Origin of the sequence: Treponema bryantii, assembly GCF_036492245.1 — a bacterium.
Taxonomy (GTDB): domain Bacteria; phylum Spirochaetota; class Spirochaetia; order Treponematales; family Treponemataceae; genus Treponema_D; species Treponema_D bryantii_C.
This window is the reverse complement of the sequence record NZ_AP025286.1, coordinates 2,184,541-2,201,618: the sequence shown is the minus strand read 5'-3', so window position 1 is coordinate 2,201,618 and position 17,078 is coordinate 2,184,541. Positions and strand designations below refer to the sequence as shown.

Here is a 17,078-nt window from a genome sequence, read left to right as displayed (position 1 = left end):
AAAGTATGACTTTACGCGAGCTTACAGATGAATTTCTCTTATATCTTTCTGCAGTGAGGGGGCTTTCCAATAATACTGTTATAGGGTACGGAAACGACCTCAAACAGCTGCAGGAGTTTTTGACACCAGACCTTGATGTAAAATCTATCACTCGTGAAAATCTGATGCTTTGTATCGGGCGGCTTTCTGCGGAGAATAAATCGGCGGCTACTGTAAACAGGTTTATTGCCGCTGTGCGTACTTTGTTTGCCTATGCGAAAAAACTTGGTTATGTTGAAAAAAATCCTTCGCTGGAAATGAAGACTGTAAAGCTGCCTAAACGTATGCCAAACTTTATGACATCGGCTGAAGTAGGGGAGATTTGTAATGCGCCTGTAAAAGAAGAACTTTTGTGGAAAAGCCGTGACCATGCGCTTTTTCTGATGCTTTATTCTTCGGGCTGTCGTGTGAGCGAAATAGTTAGTCTTAAACTTTCTGATTTTATGGATGGTGGGCGTTCAGCTATTGTTACGGGAAAGGGCAATAAACAGCGTAAGGTTTATTTTGCTGAGGAATCGCGTAAAGCTCTTGCTGAATATCTGAAAGACCGCAAAAAACTCCTGATTGACCTGAAAATTGAAAAGATTCCCGCTGAACTTTTTATAAATCTTAAAGGGCATCCTCTTACAACTGGTGGTCTCCGATATATTCTTAACCGATACTCAGGAGTTGAGGGAACAAACCGCCATGTAAATCCTCATGCTTTCCGTCACACTTTTGCTACAAATATGCTTGGAAATGGTGCTGATGTCCGTATTGTTCAGGAAATGCTGGGGCACAGTTCTATCAGTACAACACAGCGATATACTCATATTACTACCGAAAAACTCATCGATATCTACAATAAAGCCCATCCGCATTCTTAATCACTTTTACGATAAACACCTTTTTTATTTGCCGAAAGTTCCGTAAATCATTATATTTTAACTCATGGGAAATAAAACAAAAATCAGAAGCACCACAATTCTTGCAGTACGCAGAAATGGACAGGTTGCTATGGCTGGTGATGGCCAGTGTACTTTGGGCGAGACTGTTTGTAAGGGAAATTCTCGCAAAGTTCGAAAGATTTATGATGGAAAGATTCTCACCGGATTTGCGGGTAGTGTTGCAGATGCTTTTACTCTGCTTGACCGCTTTGAAGCCAAGGTGAAAGAATATAACGGAGATATTATGCGTTCAGCTGTTGAGCTTGCAAAGGCCTGGCGTACAGACCGCACTCTTCAGAAGCTAGAGGCAATGCTCCTTGTTGCAGATAAAAAACAGATTCTTTTGATCAGCGGCGACGGTAACGTTATTGAGCCTGAAAAGGATGCAATTGCAATCGGTTCGGGCGGAAATTACGCATATTCTGCGGCTCTCGCTTATCTTGATTCTTCAGATTTGAGCGCTAAGGAGATTGCGGAGCGTTCTCTTAATATCGCCGGCAGCATCTGTATTTATACAAATCAGAATCTGACAATAGAGACTCTTGAGTAAACCGTCATTGCGAGGAGCATAGCGACGAAGCAATCTATTAATATGGATTGCTTCGACCTTCGGTCTCGCAATGACGTATTAAGAACTGGGAATACTTTTTATGGAAAATAACGAAAATAAAACAGAACTTACACCAAAACAGATTGTAGAAAAACTTGACGGATATATTATCGGACAGGAAAAGGCAAAACGTGCCGTAGCCGTTGCGCTCCGTAACCGCTTCCGCCGCCTTAAGCTTCCGGAAGAAATCCGTGATGAAGTTGCTCCAAAAAATATTTTGATGATTGGACCAACCGGTTGTGGTAAAACAGAAATTGCCCGCCGTCTTGCAAAGCTCTGCGGTGCACCTTTCTTAAAGGTTGAAGCTACTAAGTACACCGAGGTTGGTTATGTTGGCCGCGATGTAGAAAGCATGATCCGCGACCTTATGGCTGTAGGCTACAATGACGTTAAAGCCGAGATGGAAGATCAGCTTCGCGAAAAATCAGTAAGCGTTGTTGAAGAGCGCCTTCTTGATTTGCTTTTACCTGGAACTGGAAAAGACGATAAAAAGAAATCTGATGGCGAAAAAGACAAGAAAACTGAAATTAAGCCTCTCGGTTTTTTGAGCCAGCCAAGTGCAAATGAAATTACAATTGACTTAAACAAGGTTGCCGCTGATATGCAGGATGCTTTGAATCAGGCTAATCAGGCAGCTGCAGAACAGCAGAAAGCTGATGAAGAGTCTGCTGAAAAGGCTGCAGAAAATCATACTCGTGAAAAATTCCGCCAGATGCTCCGCGAAGGTAAACTTGAAGACCGCGAAGTAGACATGGTTGTTCACCGTCCACAGGGAATGCCTAATATGGAAATTATTGCCGGTGGCAGTATCGACGACCTTCAGAACAGCATGCAGGGAATCCTAAATATGATGAACGGTCAGGGTCGTAGTAAAAAGCGTACCCTTACTGTAAAAGAAGCACGTAAGATTCTTACAGAAGAAGTTCTCGACGGAATGGTTGATCACGATAAAGTTGCTGATGAAGCAAAGAAGCGTGTAGAGCAGAGCGGAATTATATTTATTGATGAAATTGATAAGATTGCCGTTCACGGCGAAAGCCATGGACAGGACGTAAGCCGCGAAGGTGTTCAGCGCGATATCCTTCCAATCGTTGAAGGAAGCAATGTAAATACAAAGTTCGGTGTAATCGATACAACACACATTCTCTTTATTGCAGCCGGTGCTTTCAGCGTTGCTGCTCCAAGTGATTTGATTCCGGAACTTCAGGGACGCTTCCCGCTGCGTGTTGAACTTGATTCTCTCCACAAAGATGATTTCAAGCGCATCCTCAGCGAACCAAAGAACAGCCTGATTATGCAGTACACATCACTGCTCGAAACAGAAGGTGTTAAACTCGATATCACAGAAGATGCTTTGGACCGCATGAGTGTGGTTGCAGAAGAGGTTAATTCAAGTGCCGAAAATATTGGTGCCCGCCGCCTTCACACAATCATGGAAAAGGTTCTTGCAGACATCAACTTCGAAGCTGATGAACATGCCGGCGAAACTATCAAGATTGATGCCGCATATGTAGACGAAAAACTTGAAGGCATTAGCCAGAATCAGGATTTGTCTAGATATATTCTTTAGAAGTTGATAAATCCTCCATAAAAGAAACTGATTCAGCCTAGGCGAGCTGAATCAGAAGGAGAGGAGGACTTTTTCAATATAGTGTATTGCTACTTAAAAAGCTGCGGATAATCTGCAGCTTTTTTTACTGCTTCTTCAAGTGTGAGGCCTGCAAAGTCTTGTGCACCAAGCCAGCGGCCGCTCTTCTTGTCATCAATGAAAGCTCCGACAACAATTCCAGGAATTACGCTGTCAGGATCATTTGGAGCGTTCGGACCACCGAGGTCTGTGCGACACCAGCCCGGGTCTGCGAGGTTGATGCAGACATCTGTGCCGTCGAGTTTACCACCGATATCAGATGTTACTTTATCGAGGGCTGCTTTACTTGCGCTGTAGCCGGCCTGTTCCGGTTCGTTGCGGATTCCGCTTGTTGTGTTGATTACACGGCCCCAGCCGCGTTCAATCATCTTTGGAATAAAGCGGTAGCAGAGCATCATCGGAGCAATTGTGTTGATTACAAAGCTCTTTGAATAATCTTCAACCGGTGTTTTCCAGTAGTCTGTGCGGTAAGCAATCTGAACTGCGGCGTCGTTGAAAAGAATATCAACCGGCTTTCCGCGTTTTTCAATTTCGTTCATCATTGCTTCTACCTGAGAAAGATCGCTGAGTTCTGCAGCAATATCGTAAGCTTCTACGCCCATTGCTCGGACTTCTTCAAGTACGGCCTTAGTATGCTCGAGTGAGCGGCTGTGTAAAATCAGATTACAGCCTTTGCTGGCCATAAACTTTGCGATTCTATATCCGATTCCTCGGTTTGCGCCGGTAACCAGCGCCCATTTTCCTTTTACGTCAACCATTGTCAGCTCCTGTATGTTTAGTTCATTTTTGCGATTATTTCATCGCACCATTTATCAAAGTCCGGGTCTTCTATCTGGCATTCAGGGTGTGCAAGAACATATTCAACAGTTTCTCTGATTCCCTGATCTGCGCGTTTGGTTGCAACAAAGTCCGGTACAAGTGTCTTCAGTTTACTGCAGTCAAAAACAACAGAGTTTGCCTTGTCTCCAATCAGACTTCCTGTAAAGTCGTAATCAGAATGTGCTGCAAGATAGCTTGATGAAACATAAATCGGCTTAAGCTCAACGCCAAGCGATGCTGCAATGCACTTGTAAATCTGATTCCAGGTAACGCTTTCGTCGCTCATAATCTGAAATGCTTCACCAATTGCGTGAATGTTTCCCATCAATCCGACAAAGCCCTTTGCAAAATCAGAATTATGTGTGATTGTCCAGAGCGAAGTTCCATCTCCATGAATAATCACAGGCTTTCCTTCTTTGATTCTCTTTACAACCTGCCAGCTGCCCTTGTCGCCGTGAACTCCAAGTGGCACCGAACGTTCATCATAAGTATGGCTCGGTCTTATAATTGTTACAGGGAACTGTTCATCTCTGTAAAGTTTCATCAGATAGTCTTCGCAGGCAATCTTATTGCGTGAATATTCCCAGTAAGGATTTGCAAGCGGAGTTTTTTCGCTGATTACATAGTTTCCACAAGGCTTTTGATAAGCAGAAGCAGAACTGATGTACAAAAACTGACGTACCTTGCCCTTAAGCAGGCGATAGTTGCGTTCCAGCTGTGAAGGTACAAAGCCAATAAAATCACATGCTACATCAAACTGCATGCCTGCAAGCTTTTCTGCCGCTGCTTTCTCATCATTTATATCAACTGTAATAAAATGCGCACCTTTAAGACGCTCATCGTTATTACGGTTTCCTCTGTTTATAAGATACAGCTCCCAGCCTTTTTCCAATATCAATTTAGAAATTGCCATGCTGATTGTACCGGTTCCGCCTATGAATAGAACTTTCATGAATCCTCCTGAAAAAAAATCCTCACAGAGCTAAAGAGTACACAGAGTTATATTTTTTTTATTATATCCCTCTGTGGCCTCTGTGCCCTCTGTGAGAAATCCTTTATAATGTAGCTTTAGCCGCAATCTTGTAGATTTCAGCAATATCTTCAGAACTCAGCTTTACGAATCCGCCGGTTCTTCCGCCTTCCGGCAGACCGAATTTCTTTACGAGAGTAGGGATATCTTCTTCCTTGGCACCAAGCTCAGTAAAATTGATAGGCATACCGATGCTGTGAAGGAACTCGCGGAAACGCTTGATACCTTCGCGTGCTGTAGCTTCCGGATCAGCAAAATCCATCTTGCAGCCCCAAACACGTGTAGCCCACTGAGCAAAACGCATTACATCATGCTTATAAACAAATTCCATCCATGAAGGCATGATAACTGCAAGTCCTGCACCGTGAGCACAGTCATAAAGGCCTGAAAGTTCATGTTCAATTCCGTGGCTGTTCCAGTCCTGGTCACGGCCAACACCAACGATATTGTTATGAGCAACCATTCCGGCCCACATGATGTTAGCGCGGGCTTCATAATCATTTGCGTCAGCGATTACTTTAGGAGTTTCGTGGATCATAGCCATCAGAACTGCTTCACACAAACGGTCTGTAGTTTCTACATCCTTTGTGTTTGTAAAGTAACGCTCGCAAACGTGAGCCATAATATCTGTTGCACCACACGCTGTCTGGTATGCAGGCAGAGTCTGTGTCAATGCAGGATTCAAAATAGAGAACTTAGGACGGATACATTCACCGCCTGTTCCGCGTTTTATCATTCCATCTTTTTTAGTGATTACAGAGTCACCGGAACCTTCACTTCCGGCAGCTGCAATTGTGAGAACAGTTCCAACTGGAAGTGCCTTTTTTGGCTGTGCTGTATATGAATAAAAATCCCAGAAATCGCCATCATAGCAAACGCCCATTGCAATAGCTTTAGCACTGTCAATTACAGAACCTCCGCCAACAGCAAGAATAAAGTCCACGCCGTTCTTACGGCACAAATCTATTCCTTCATAAACTAAATCATCAAGAGGATTAGGATGAACTCCACCGAGTTCTACAAAATCAACACCGGCTCCTTTCAGAGATTCTCGAACTCTTCCAAGAAGACCTGATTTTTCTGCAGATTTACCGCCAAAATGAAGCAAAACCTTGCTTCCACCAAATTCCTTTACAAGTGCACCTGCCTGCTGTTCAGTATCTTTTCCAAAAACAAACTTAGTTGGGCTATAAAATGTAAAATTATCCATCAAAAATCTCCTTAAAAGTCCGCGTTTACGGTGATTTATATTTTGTACAATCATTTTACCCCGTTTTTCGCAAAATCAAAAATAAATCATCTCTGATTAAATTGTATAAATCTATATAATTGTCCGCCGCCGGCTCATAAAATTCCCACCTGTGGCCTGATAAATTGACCTCGCTAAATCTTCGTTGTACAATAAAATCATGAAATTCATTTTATATTTTATTCTGATTCCGGCCTTGCTTCCGGTTTTTCTGATTCTAAGATATGTATATTTACTCGATAAAAACGAGCGTGAGCCATTAAACTTTGTTCTGAAGGTTGTTATTTACGGGGCAATTTTTTCTATTCCTTGTGCTGCTGCAGAACGTTTTCTTATTTCAATGATCAGTATGTATTATGATCCTGCAACAATTCTGTTTGTATGGATGGAAAATACAGTTGGTGTTGCTCTGGTAGAAGAATTTTCTAAATGGCTTGTTCTTATGCTGATTGTCTGGAAAAACAGGAATTTTGATTACAGATATGATGGAATTGTTTACGCAGTTTCTGCCTCTTTAGGATTTGCAGCGCTGGAAAACATTTTGTATGTAGTTTCTTATGGAACAGGCGTTTCTATTGGACGTGCTATCTTTGCTATTCCGGGACATGCAACCTTCGGCGTTTTCATGGGCTACTGGCTCAGCCGTGCAAAAACTTTCTGGCTGGATGGTAAAACAGGCAGAATGAAGTTCTGTAAACTTCTTGCATTGGGTATTCCTATGCTGATTCATGGAGCTTATGATTTCCTCCTTTCTGAACAGGTAGCAGCGCTTGGATATCAGTATGTCTTCTATATTTATGTTATTCTGCTTGATTTCTTTGCATGGCGCATTATTAAGCATGAATTCCGTACAGATAGACCACTGTAAATCTTTCTGATAAAAATTCCTAAACCTTTTCCTCCAGATTCCGAAAATCAACTAGATGTAAACAAAAATCAGAGGAGGAAAAAATAGTTTATGAACAGTTTCACCCGTTCAATTGACCTGCTTCAGCGTGAAATGGACGTAACTTCATTGCGCTATCAGGTTACAGCAAATAACCTTGCAAACAGTGAGGTTCCTAATTTTAAGCGTTCAACAGTAAACTTTGAAAGTGAACTTAAGCGTGCTCTTGATTCTGAAAAAGAAGCTAAGAATGCTTTTCATCTTACAACAACAGATTCCCGCCATATTCAGGTAAATGTTCCATACGATTACCGTGATGTTCAGCCTCGTCGTGTTCTCGATTACACAACTACAGCAAAGGCAAACGGTAACAACGTAGATGCAGAAACTGAAGCAAACAATATCCTCCAGATTCAGATGCAGTACCGCATGCTCACCCAGCTCACAAGCTTTGAGTTTGATCAGGTATCGACCGCAATGAAGAAATAGGAGAGCTAAAATATGGGACTTTTTACTAGTATTAACATAGCCGCAACCGGAATGGCTGCTGAAAGACTCAGAACAGATGTAATTTCTGATAATATTGCAAACGCTTCGACTACACGTACACAGGACGGCGGTCCTTTCAAAAAATCTACCGTTGTAATGCGTCCTGTTGCAGATGCAAATCCACAGTGGAGAACACCATTTACTCCTTCAAGCCTCGACAATGGTCCTGGAAAAGGTGTAAAGGTTTTGGAGATTACAAAAGATACTTCTGAGGGACGTCTTGTTTATGATCCAACCCATCCTGATGCATATCAGAGTGGCCCTCATAAAGGTTATGTTGAATATCCTAACGTAAATATCGTAAACGAAATGGTAGATTTGATTTCTGCCTCACGTGCTTACGAAGCAAATGCAACAGTTGTTGACGGTGCAAAGGATATGTTCTCTGCAGCACTTGAAATCGGACGATAACGGGTGTAGAATTATAAACGGGTAGGGAAACATGAAGATTCAAGATTTCGGCACCCTTCAGATGGTGCGCACAGATAAAGCTCATTTTGGACAGGGAAAGATTCAGCCTCTTACTGCAAATATTCCCGGCATGTCGCCAATCGAAAAACTAAACAGAACAGAAGCTGCTTCGATTCAACGTGCAGGTGAGTCAAAATCTTTCCAGTCATATCTTCTTGATGCCTTGAGCACTGTAAACAGCCAGCAGCTGGATGTTACTGCAGTTCAGGAAAAGCTCATTACAGATCCTGATGATGTTGATATTCATGATGTAACAATTGCAATGGCAAAAGCCCGCCAGAGCCTGAACCTTGCGCAGACTGTAATTGACCGTCTGGTTACCGGATGGAACGAGATTACTACTACCCGATAGTTTTTCAAAATAATTAACGTTAGTTAACATTTTTATTGTCAAATTTCTCTTCCTATGTTATACTTAATTAAATTTAGTATAAATTTCTTTAAAATTCGTTCACGGGAGGGGACAGATGAACGAATGGCTTAAAAAGGTAACAGATGGACTCAAAAATATGTGGTCCAAATGGAAGCCGATTCAAAAAGTCATATTAGTTGGCATAATCGTAATAGTAATCATAGTCATAGTTGCGTCCGTGAAGCTTTCTGCAAAGCCTTCCACTGTCCGACTCTTTAATGCTCCAGTAACAGATCAGACTTCTTTGACTCAAATTCTTGACCGTTTGTCGCAGGAAAATGTAAATGCATATACAAATGATGCCGGTTACATTTCTGTAGATGACGATAGAACTGCCCGCCGCATGAGAGAGATTCTTATTAGTGAAAACCTTGTTCCGTCATCGGTTGATCCTTGGGCAGGTTTCTATGACAGAAGCTGGTCTACAACAGATGCAGATCAGAACGTAAAACTTAAAAATACTATTCAAAAGCAGTTGAAACAGCATATCGAATCAATTGCCGAAATTCAGCTTGCAGATGTAAATATTGTTTTGCCTGAAAATCAGCTCTTTACTGCAGATCAGAATCCTGTAACTGCCAGTGTAATTATTAAAACAACCCCTCAGAGTACACTGCTTCAGGATAGAAAACGCGTTCTTGGAATCCAGCGCCTTATTCTTTCTGCTGTTGAAGGCTTGAGAGAAGAAAATCTTATCATTACAGACGTAGATGGTAATCAGGTAAATGATTTTGAAGGCATGGCTGAAAGTGACCGTGTAAGCATTATCGAAAAGCAGCAGAAGCTTATCCGTAAGCAGGAAGTTGAACTTCGTGCAAAGATTCTTAAAGCTCTTCAGAAAACATTCCGTGAAGACCGCTGCCGCGACATGAACGTTGCCATTGAAATGGATATGTCGCAGAAAACAAGTGAAGCAACAGAATATTCTCCAATCGTAATTAAGCCGGATAATCCTGATACACCATATGATGACTCAGAATACCGTGATACACTTCCAATCAGTCAGCAGACTGTTACTAAGGAATGGCAGGGAACTGGTTATAATCCGGAAGGACCAGCAGGTGTAGAAGGTCAGACTCCTCCTGTTTATTCTGATATGTCAAATGTAATCGGCCGTTCAACAGAAACTGGAGTTACACAGAACAATGTAATTAACACAAAACAGACTTCAGAAATCTCTTCTCCAAAAATCGATAAGATTTCGGTTTCTGTCAACCTCGACGGAAAATGGAAGAAGGTAAAAGATAATAATGGAAATCTCATTATTGAAGACGGTGCAATTAAGCGTGAATATACTCCGGTTTCTACAGAAGAAATGGCAGAAGCTGTTCGCCTTATTCAGGGTGCAATCGGTTATGACAGAACCCGCGGTGACCGTGTAGAAGTTACAAACATCGCTTATGACCGTGATGATGAGTTTGAAGCAGAGGATGCAGAATACTTTGCAGCAATTCAGAGAAAACGTACAATACTTCTTATTCTTATTGCAATTGTTGTTGTTCTTGTTGGCTTTATCCTCTTCCGTATTATCAGCCGCGAAATGGAACGCCGCCGCCGCGAAAGAGAAGCCCGCCTTCTTGCAGAGCAGCAGGCAGCCCGCGAGCGTGCACTTTGGGAAGCAAAAGACGATGGAATGGAAGTTACAATGTCTGTCGAAGAGACAAGACGTATGGAACTCCAGGAAAATGCAATTTCCATGGCAAAGGAACATCCGGAAGATGTTGCTATGCTCATAAGAACATGGTTGATGGAGGAATAGTTTATGTCAGACGAAGCTACAGAAGCACCGAAATCAAATCCAAAGCCAGTACCAAAACCAGGTCAGCTTAAGCCGGCCGGTTCTGGTTCATCATCAAAAAAAGGCAATAAGGATTATAAAAGTTTAACTGGTCGCCAGAAGGCTGCCATCTTCCTCATTTCGCTTGGACCAGAAGTTTCTGCTGAAATCATGAAGCACCTTCGCGAAGACGAAGTTGAGACACTTACATTTGAAATTGCACGTCAGGAAAAAGTAAATCCTGAGTTTAAAGACGCCGTACTTGAAGAGTTCCAGGAGCTCATGAATGCTCAGAACTTCATCACAACCGGTGGTATCGACTATGCCCGCGAGCTCCTCGAAAAATCTCTTGGTTCTCAGAAAGCTATCGATATCATCAACCGCCTTACTTCAAGTCTTCAGGTTCGTCCGTTCGACTTTATCCGCCGTACAGACCCGGCACATCTTTTGAACTTTATTCAGCAGGAATATCCGCAGACAATTGCCTTGATTCTTGCTTACCTTGAACCTGGAAAGGCTGCCGTAATCATGCAGAACCTGCCAGAAGATATGCAGGCCGAAGTTTCAAAGCGACTTGCAACAATGGACCGTACATCTCCAGATGTATTGCGCGACGTTGAACGCGTATTGGAAAAGAAACTTTCTACACTGTCTTCAGAAGACTACACTGCTGCCGGTGGTGTTGAAGCAATCGTTGAAATCCTCAACCTTGTTGACCGTTCTTCTGAAAAGTCTATTATCGAATCTCTCGAAGAGGACGATCCGGATCTGGCAGAGGAAATCAAAAAGCGAATGTTCGTATTCGAAGATATCGTTATGCTCGACGACCGTGCTATTCAGAAGGTACTTCGCGATGTCGACCAGCAGGAACTCGCAAAAGCGCTTAAATCAGTTGATACCGAAGTACAGGATAAAATCTTCCGTAACATGTCTAAGCGTGCCGCATCTATGCTTAAGGAAGATATGGAATTCATGGGACCTGTCCGCTTGAAGGACGTTGAAGAGTCTCAGCAGAAGATTGTATCTATCATCCGTCGTCTCGAAGACAATGGTGATATCGTAATTGCTCGTTCTGGCGAAGACGAACTTGTATCATAATTTGCAGAAGGAATAAAGTATGGCAAAGGCAGTTTTCAGACCTGGTGAAGCAAAAAATATTGAAGAAAAAGTAATGCTTCCTCTTTATAAAGATTATTCTCCGATTGAAGATGTCGAAGTTGAAGAGGAAGAAGTTTATACAGGTCCAACTGCAGAAGATCTGCGACGCGAAGCTGAAGAGTATAAACTTCAGTTCGAGCAGGAAAAACTGCAGCTTAAAGCAGATGCTCAGAAGGAAGCAGAACGCATTATTAAAGCTGCTGAAGATACAGCCTTTGCAGAAGTAAAACGCCAGACAGATCAGGCAGCCGTTATAAAAGCAGATGCAGAAAATGAAGCTGCTTCAATCATAGAAAAAGCAAAAGCAGAAGCTGCACAGATTGTCGCTGAAGCTCAGGCTCAGCATGATAAACTTGTTGCAGATGCACGCTCAGAAGGTTTTGAGCAGGGAAGTTCTGAGGGCTACGAAAAGGGTAAAGCTGAAGTTGAGCGCCTTATTGAAAGAATGCACAAAGTTCTCGAAGCTGTAATGCAGCGCCGTGAGGAAATCCTGCAGGATACAGAAAGCCAGATTGTTGAACTTGTAATTTTGATGGCCCGCAAGGTTATTAAGATTCTTTCTGAAAATCAGAAGAACGTTATTATGGCAAATACTGTTGCTGCTTTGCGCAAGGTAAAGACCCGTGGTAACGTAACTCTTCGTGTTAATATTGAAGATGTAAAGCTTACTACAGCACACGCAGACGAGTTTATTCAGCATGTTGAAAATGTTCAGGGAATTACAGTTCAGGAAGATTCTGCTGTTGAAAAGGGCGGCTGTATTGTTGAAACAGATTTCGGCGCTATCGATGCACGTATCTCAAGTCAGCTTACAGAACTTGAAAATAAGATTCTTGAAGTTTCTCCTGTAAAAAATATCAAGCGCCAGGATCCTCTTACTTCGGCTGAGTAGTGAAGGGGGTGTACTGTGCGTTCTACCTATACCGGTGATTTTGATTTTAATAAATATCTCGAAAAAGTTGTTGATGCAGAGACCATCCTTTACACTGGCCGTGTAGTTGCAGTTAAAGGTCTTGAAGTTGAAAGTGAAGGACCTCGTTCTGTAATCGGCGAAATGTGTACAATCAAACTGCGTGACGGAAAACTACTTCAGGCAGAGGTTGTTGGTCTTGATGAAAAAATCGTAAAACTTGCTCCGTTCGGTGAAACAAAAGGAATAGAAGTTGGCTGCGAGGTTGTTGCTTCCGGCCGAAGTCTTATGGTACCTGTTGGACCAAAGCTTTTAGGAAGAATGATAAATGCTTCTGGACGTCCTTGTGATGATAAGGGAGAAATTGTTCCGGAAACTTATTATCCTGCAGTTGCAAATCCGCCAGCTCCTAATGAGCGTACAGATATTAACCGTCGCATTTCTACAGGTGTGCGTGCCATCGACTCTCTTCTTACAGTTGGAAAAGGTCAGCGTCTTGGAATCTTTGCAGGTTCTGGTGTTGGTAAATCAACACTTCTCAGTATTATTGCTCGTAATACAGATGCTGATATAAACGTAATCGGTTTGATTGGTGAACGTGGCCGCGAAGTTCTGGACTTCGTAAACCGCGACCTTGGTGAAGAAGGAATGAAGCGTTCCGTACTCGTTGTTGCAACCAGTGACGAGCCTTCAATCTGCCGTCTTCGTGCCGCACAGGTTTGTACAGCCATTGCAGAATATTTCCGTGACCAGGGCAAAGACGTTATGCTGATGATGGATTCAGTTACACGTTTTGCTCATGCACAGCGCGAGATTGGACTTGCAAACGGTGAGCCTCCTGCACAGAAGGGCTATCCGCCAAGTGTATTTGATATGATTCCAAAGCTGCTCGAACGTTCTGGTACAAATCAGAAAGGTTCTATTACAGCTTTCTATACAGTTCTTGTTGATGGTGATGATATGAACGAGCCGATTACAGATAAGGTTCGCGGTACTCTCGACGGACATATCGTTTTGAACCGTAAACTTGCTCAGGCTTATCATTATCCTGCAATTGATGTTCTGCAGTCTATTTCTCGACTTTCTAAGCGTGTAAGTGGTGCACAAACCCGTAAGGCTGTTGGACGACTCCGCACCTGGATGGCAACTTACAGTGAAAACGAAACAATGATTACAGCTGGAATTTATCAGAAGGGTAATTCTCCAGAAATCGACCAGGCTATAGATAAGCACATGGAAATTGAGGAATTCCTTAAGCAGGAAGAATACGAGCCGTGTCCAATGAAAGAAACTCTGGAAAAACTTTCTGCTCTTACAGGAATTGAGATTCCAGAAAGTGAATATGTTGAAGCGCCAGCATTAGATATTCCATACACTGCCCAAATTACAGATAGTATTAAGCAAACGGAAGCCTAGCGTCATTTCGAGTGGCAGAGAAGTGATAAATGGCCTCGTCATTGCGAGCGCAGCGAAGCAATCCATATGGCAAAGAAATTTGTTTTTGAATTACAGAAAGTCCTCGAATACCGCAACTTCGAAAAACAGCAGGCCGAAGGCGAACTTGCAAAGGCTCTCGCTGTAGAAACCGAAATCAATGATAATCTAAAAAAAATCGCACAGAATTATGCCTCAGTAAAAGCCCAGATGAAGGGTTCTCTGAATTTTCAGGATATGATGGCTCAAAGCCAGTACAACAATCTTTTGGAATATCAGAAAGAAGAACTGCTCAAACAGCTTGCTGAAGCAAAACTCGTTACCGAACAGAAACGCGAAGTCCTTCGCGAATGCATGAAAAAAACAACAGCCCTTGAAAAGTTAAAAGAAAAGCAGCTCGCCGACTGGAAAGCTGCTGCCGATTACGAAGAAGCAGAATTACTGGACGAAGTCAAAAATAAAATAAATTTCTCACAGAACTAAAGACTTCACAAAAAAAGAATTTCTCACAGAGAGCACAGAGGACACGGAGTTTTTTTATTATAAATTATAACTCTGTGTCCTCTTTTGCTCTGTGAGGAATTTTATTAATACTTAAACGCTGATCCACCAATAAACTCACGGATAATTGATCTTGGCGGCACCGCACTTGGCGAAATTGTTGCGAAGTTCTCGAGGAACTGCAGCAGACGTCTTGCCTCGGCGTATTCCTTTTGCATTGGAGTAACCTGACGGAGAAGTGGAGCTGCGTATACTCGTAAAACTGACAATTCGTAATCAAGCGCTGTATTCAAAACTGCATCCGCATTGTTCTGGAATGGGAAGATGTGAAGCTCTTCGCCGCGGCGAACACTTGGCCACATTTCGATAGTTCCTGCAGCAGGCTTGCCGCGGAAATTGTTATCGCGGACAATACGGCGGATAAGACGGTTATCTGAAGTAGAAATGCGGTTGTGGTCATCAAGGTTGAGCTGGGTGAGGGCAGAAAGATAAATCTTAAACTTGAGTTCTGGAGCAACCTTTGGAGTGAGTTTGTCGTTCAGACCGTGGATTCCTTCCATAATAAGAATCTCATTGTCTTTAAGAGTCATCTTATTCTTATCTTCAAAATATGCGGTTCCTGTGTGGAAGTCATAAGTTGGAACTGTAATTTCTTTTCCATTAAAAAGATCTACAAGCTGGTTGTTCAAAAGTTCAATATTCAGAGCTTCAAGACATTCGTAGTCTGGTTTTCCGTCTGCATCAAGAGGTGTTTTGTCGTGGCCTACATAATAGCAGTCCAGGCTGATTACCTTAGGCTGGTAGCCCATAGCCTGAAGTTCAAGTGCAAGTTTTTTAGCAGATGTAGTTTTACCTGAAGAAGAAGGTCCTGCAATTAAAACTACGCGGACTGTCTTGCGGTCTACAATCTGTGAAGCTATCTTAGAAATATTTTTCTGCTGATAGATTTCTGTGATTTCAATAAAATCATTAATCTTACGGCTTCCGATAAGCTCGTTGAGAGAAGCTGCAGAAGTTACATTCATGCGCTTTCCCCATTCCTTATACTTACTGTAGATTTCGAAAAGCTTTGGCTGGTCCTTAAACTCTGTGAGCTTGTCCGGATCTGATGATTTAGGGAAGCGGAGTAAGAAACCTTCGCCGTATTTCATAAGTTCAAATGTTTTTAGAACACCGGTAGAAAGTACAAGAGGTCCAAAATACAAATCAGAAAAATCTCCAATTGTATTGATTTTGATTGTAGGCGGACAGTTGTATTTAATCTGCTTTCGGGTTTCAACAAGATTGAGTTTTTCAAAGAGTTCTGCAGCCTTTGCATATGGAATTGATTCAGTTGTGATAGGAATATCCTTTTCAACAAGAGATTTCATTTCATCTGTAAGCTGTTTGATTTCCTTTTCTGTGATTTTCTTGGCACCTTCAAGAGTGTAGTAGTAGCCGTAACCAAGGCTGTGTCCTACAAGAAGTCGAGCCTTTGGAAACAGATTGTGAGCAGCAGCCGCAAGCATAAGACAAAGTGAACGTCTGTAAACGGCAGCTCCATCTTTTGATTTAGCAGGAATTGCTTCGAGGATTGCATCATAAGTAAGCGGCATATCAAGCGGGCAGATTTCGTTACTTATTCGTACTGCATAAATTTCTCTATCTGGAATACCAAAATTTCCGGTTAGTACAGAAACCGGAGTACCATAAGGAACAAGTTTTTTAGTTATTTCATTTCCGTCTTTTATAAATGTAATGCTGATATCATTCATGATAGTCACCTCTCAGTTGTTATTTTTCTCTTCGATTCTTCTATTATAAGGGGTAAATTCTGATTTGTAAAATGTATAATATTGAACAAATTTCACATTTATGTTATTTTATATGGATAAGACTGTAATTTATTTTAAAGGAGTTCCTAATGTCAGGACATAGTAAATGGGCCACCATTAAACATGCAAAGGGTTTGGCCGATGCAAAGCGTGGTAAGATTTTCACAAAATTTATTAAGGAAATTTCTATTGCTGCACGTATGGGCGGAGGGGATCCTAACTCTAACCCTCGCTTGAGAACTGTAATTATTAAAGCTCGTGCTGCAAACATGCCTAAAGATAACATCGAACGTGCTATCAAGAAAGGTACTGGTGAAGACGGTGGAGCAGCATACGAAGAGTATCTCTACGAAGGATATGCTCCAGGTGGAGTTGCTGTAATGGTTGAAGTTCTTTCTGATAACAAGAACCGTGCAGCTGCTGACGTTAAAAACATTTTTGCTAAGAACGGTGGAAACCTTGGAACTTCTGGTTCGGTTTCTCGTATGTTCCAGCGCAAAGGTACAATTGAACTTGATGCTGAAAAGGTAAACGAAGACGAAGTAATGGAAGTTGCTCTTGAAGCAGGTGCTGATGATATCGTAAACGAAGATGGAATCATAACTGTAACAACAACTCCAGATGCATTCTCTGGTGTTGCTGAAGCTCTTCAGGAAAAAGGATTTGAAACACTTTCTGCTGACGTAGGAATGGTTCCAGATGCTTATACTCCAGTTGATAAGGATACTGCTGCTAAGGTTCAGCGCCTCATCGATCGTCTTGAAGACAACGATGATGTTCAGAACGTATACCACACAGCTGAATATCCTGATGACTTCGAGCCTGAAGCATAGAAAATGCGTTAA

17 protein-coding genes are annotated in these 17,078 nt (G+C 42.2%); 13 read left to right on the top strand and 4 right to left on the bottom strand.

Features of this window, described 5'->3' with window-relative positions:
* Nucleotides 1-5: 5 nt before the first annotated feature.
* From AABJ44_RS09770 to hslU, 3 genes are all read left to right on the top strand, one after another.
* Nucleotides 6-905 (top strand): tyrosine-type recombinase/integrase, encoded by a 900-nt coding sequence (locus tag AABJ44_RS09770; RefSeq protein ID WP_338368779.1) that lies wholly within the window; start codon nt 6-8, stop codon nt 903-905.
* Between the two features lie 64 nt (nt 906-969).
* Nucleotides 970-1,515, top strand: coding sequence for an ATP-dependent protease subunit HslV (gene hslV / locus AABJ44_RS09765; protein WP_074640051.1), 546 nt, complete (start codon nt 970-972; stop codon nt 1,513-1,515).
* A 100-nt stretch (nt 1,516-1,615) separates the two neighbouring features.
* Nucleotides 1,616-3,145, top strand: a complete 1,530-nt coding sequence (gene hslU / locus AABJ44_RS09760; protein ID WP_338368777.1) for an ATP-dependent protease ATPase subunit HslU — start codon at nt 1,616-1,618, stop codon at nt 3,143-3,145.
* Nucleotides 3,146-3,234: 89 nt separating this feature from the next.
* On the opposite strand, the gene AABJ44_RS09755 is transcribed toward hslU, so the two are convergent.
* From AABJ44_RS09755 to AABJ44_RS09745, 3 genes are all read right to left on the bottom strand, one after another.
* Nucleotides 3,235-3,981, bottom strand: a complete 747-nt coding sequence (locus tag AABJ44_RS09755; RefSeq protein WP_074640055.1) for an SDR family NAD(P)-dependent oxidoreductase — start codon at nt 3,979-3,981, stop codon at nt 3,235-3,237.
* A 17-nt stretch (nt 3,982-3,998) separates the two neighbouring features.
* Entirely contained in the window at nt 3,999-4,994 is a 996-nt protein-coding gene (locus tag AABJ44_RS09750; protein WP_338368774.1) for an NAD-dependent epimerase/dehydratase family protein, read from the bottom strand.
* Nucleotides 4,995-5,097: 103 nt separating this feature from the next.
* Entirely contained in the window at nt 5,098-6,282 is a 1,185-nt protein-coding gene (locus AABJ44_RS09745; protein WP_338368773.1) for an iron-containing alcohol dehydrogenase, read from the bottom strand.
* Nucleotides 6,283-6,481: 199 nt separating this feature from the next.
* Here AABJ44_RS09745 and AABJ44_RS09740 point away from each other — a divergent pair, with 199 nt between their 5' ends.
* The 9 genes from AABJ44_RS09740 (at nt 6,482) to fliJ (ending at nt 14,401) form a co-directional block, all read left to right on the top strand.
* Nucleotides 6,482-7,189, top strand: a complete 708-nt coding sequence (locus tag AABJ44_RS09740; RefSeq protein ID WP_338368772.1) for a PrsW family glutamic-type intramembrane protease — start codon at nt 6,482-6,484, stop codon at nt 7,187-7,189.
* Between the two features lie 90 nt (nt 7,190-7,279).
* Nucleotides 7,280-7,696: a flagellar basal body rod protein FlgB gene (gene flgB, locus AABJ44_RS09735; protein ID WP_338368771.1), complete on the top strand. Its 417-nt coding sequence runs from the start codon at nt 7,280-7,282 to the stop codon at nt 7,694-7,696.
* Nucleotides 7,697-7,708: 12 nt separating this feature from the next.
* Nucleotides 7,709-8,167 (top strand): flagellar basal body rod protein FlgC, encoded by a 459-nt coding sequence (gene flgC, locus AABJ44_RS09730; RefSeq protein WP_338368769.1) that lies wholly within the window; start codon nt 7,709-7,711, stop codon nt 8,165-8,167.
* A 31-nt stretch (nt 8,168-8,198) separates the two neighbouring features.
* Nucleotides 8,199-8,579 carry a flagellar hook-basal body complex protein FliE gene (gene fliE, locus AABJ44_RS09725; RefSeq protein WP_338368766.1) on the top strand — a complete coding sequence of 127 codons (381 nt, stop codon included), beginning with the start codon at nt 8,199-8,201 and terminating at the stop codon, nt 8,577-8,579.
* A gap of 115 nt (nt 8,580-8,694) precedes the next feature.
* The gene (gene fliF / locus AABJ44_RS09720) at nt 8,695-10,398 is read left to right on the top strand and encodes a flagellar basal-body MS-ring/collar protein FliF (protein ID WP_074640070.1); all 1,704 of its coding nucleotides are present in this window, start codon (nt 8,695-8,697) and stop codon (nt 10,396-10,398) included.
* 3 nt (nt 10,399-10,401) lie between these two features.
* Nucleotides 10,402-11,514 (top strand): flagellar motor switch protein FliG, encoded by a 1,113-nt coding sequence (gene fliG, locus AABJ44_RS09715; RefSeq protein WP_022930906.1) that lies wholly within the window; start codon nt 10,402-10,404, stop codon nt 11,512-11,514.
* 19 nt (nt 11,515-11,533) lie between these two features.
* Nucleotides 11,534-12,466: a flagellar assembly protein FliH gene (gene fliH, locus AABJ44_RS09710; protein ID WP_074640072.1), complete on the top strand. Its 933-nt coding sequence runs from the start codon at nt 11,534-11,536 to the stop codon at nt 12,464-12,466.
* A gap of 15 nt (nt 12,467-12,481) precedes the next feature.
* Nucleotides 12,482-13,900 carry a FliI/YscN family ATPase gene (locus tag AABJ44_RS09705; RefSeq protein WP_074640073.1) on the top strand — a complete coding sequence of 473 codons (1,419 nt, stop codon included), beginning with the start codon at nt 12,482-12,484 and terminating at the stop codon, nt 13,898-13,900.
* A 66-nt stretch (nt 13,901-13,966) separates the two neighbouring features.
* Nucleotides 13,967-14,401, top strand: a complete 435-nt coding sequence (gene fliJ, locus AABJ44_RS09700) for a flagellar export protein FliJ (RefSeq protein WP_338368762.1) — start codon at nt 13,967-13,969, stop codon at nt 14,399-14,401.
* 104 nt (nt 14,402-14,505) lie between these two features.
* Here fliJ and AABJ44_RS09695 read toward each other — a convergent pair whose 3' ends face one another.
* The gene (locus AABJ44_RS09695; RefSeq protein ID WP_338368760.1) at nt 14,506-16,173 is read right to left on the bottom strand and encodes a nucleoside kinase; all 1,668 of its coding nucleotides are present in this window, start codon (nt 16,171-16,173) and stop codon (nt 14,506-14,508) included.
* A 149-nt stretch (nt 16,174-16,322) separates the two neighbouring features.
* Here AABJ44_RS09695 and AABJ44_RS09690 point away from each other — a divergent pair, with 149 nt between their 5' ends.
* Nucleotides 16,323-17,066 (top strand): YebC/PmpR family DNA-binding transcriptional regulator, encoded by a 744-nt coding sequence (locus AABJ44_RS09690; protein ID WP_074931130.1) that lies wholly within the window; start codon nt 16,323-16,325, stop codon nt 17,064-17,066.
* The last annotated feature ends 12 nt before the right edge of the window (nt 17,067-17,078 follow it).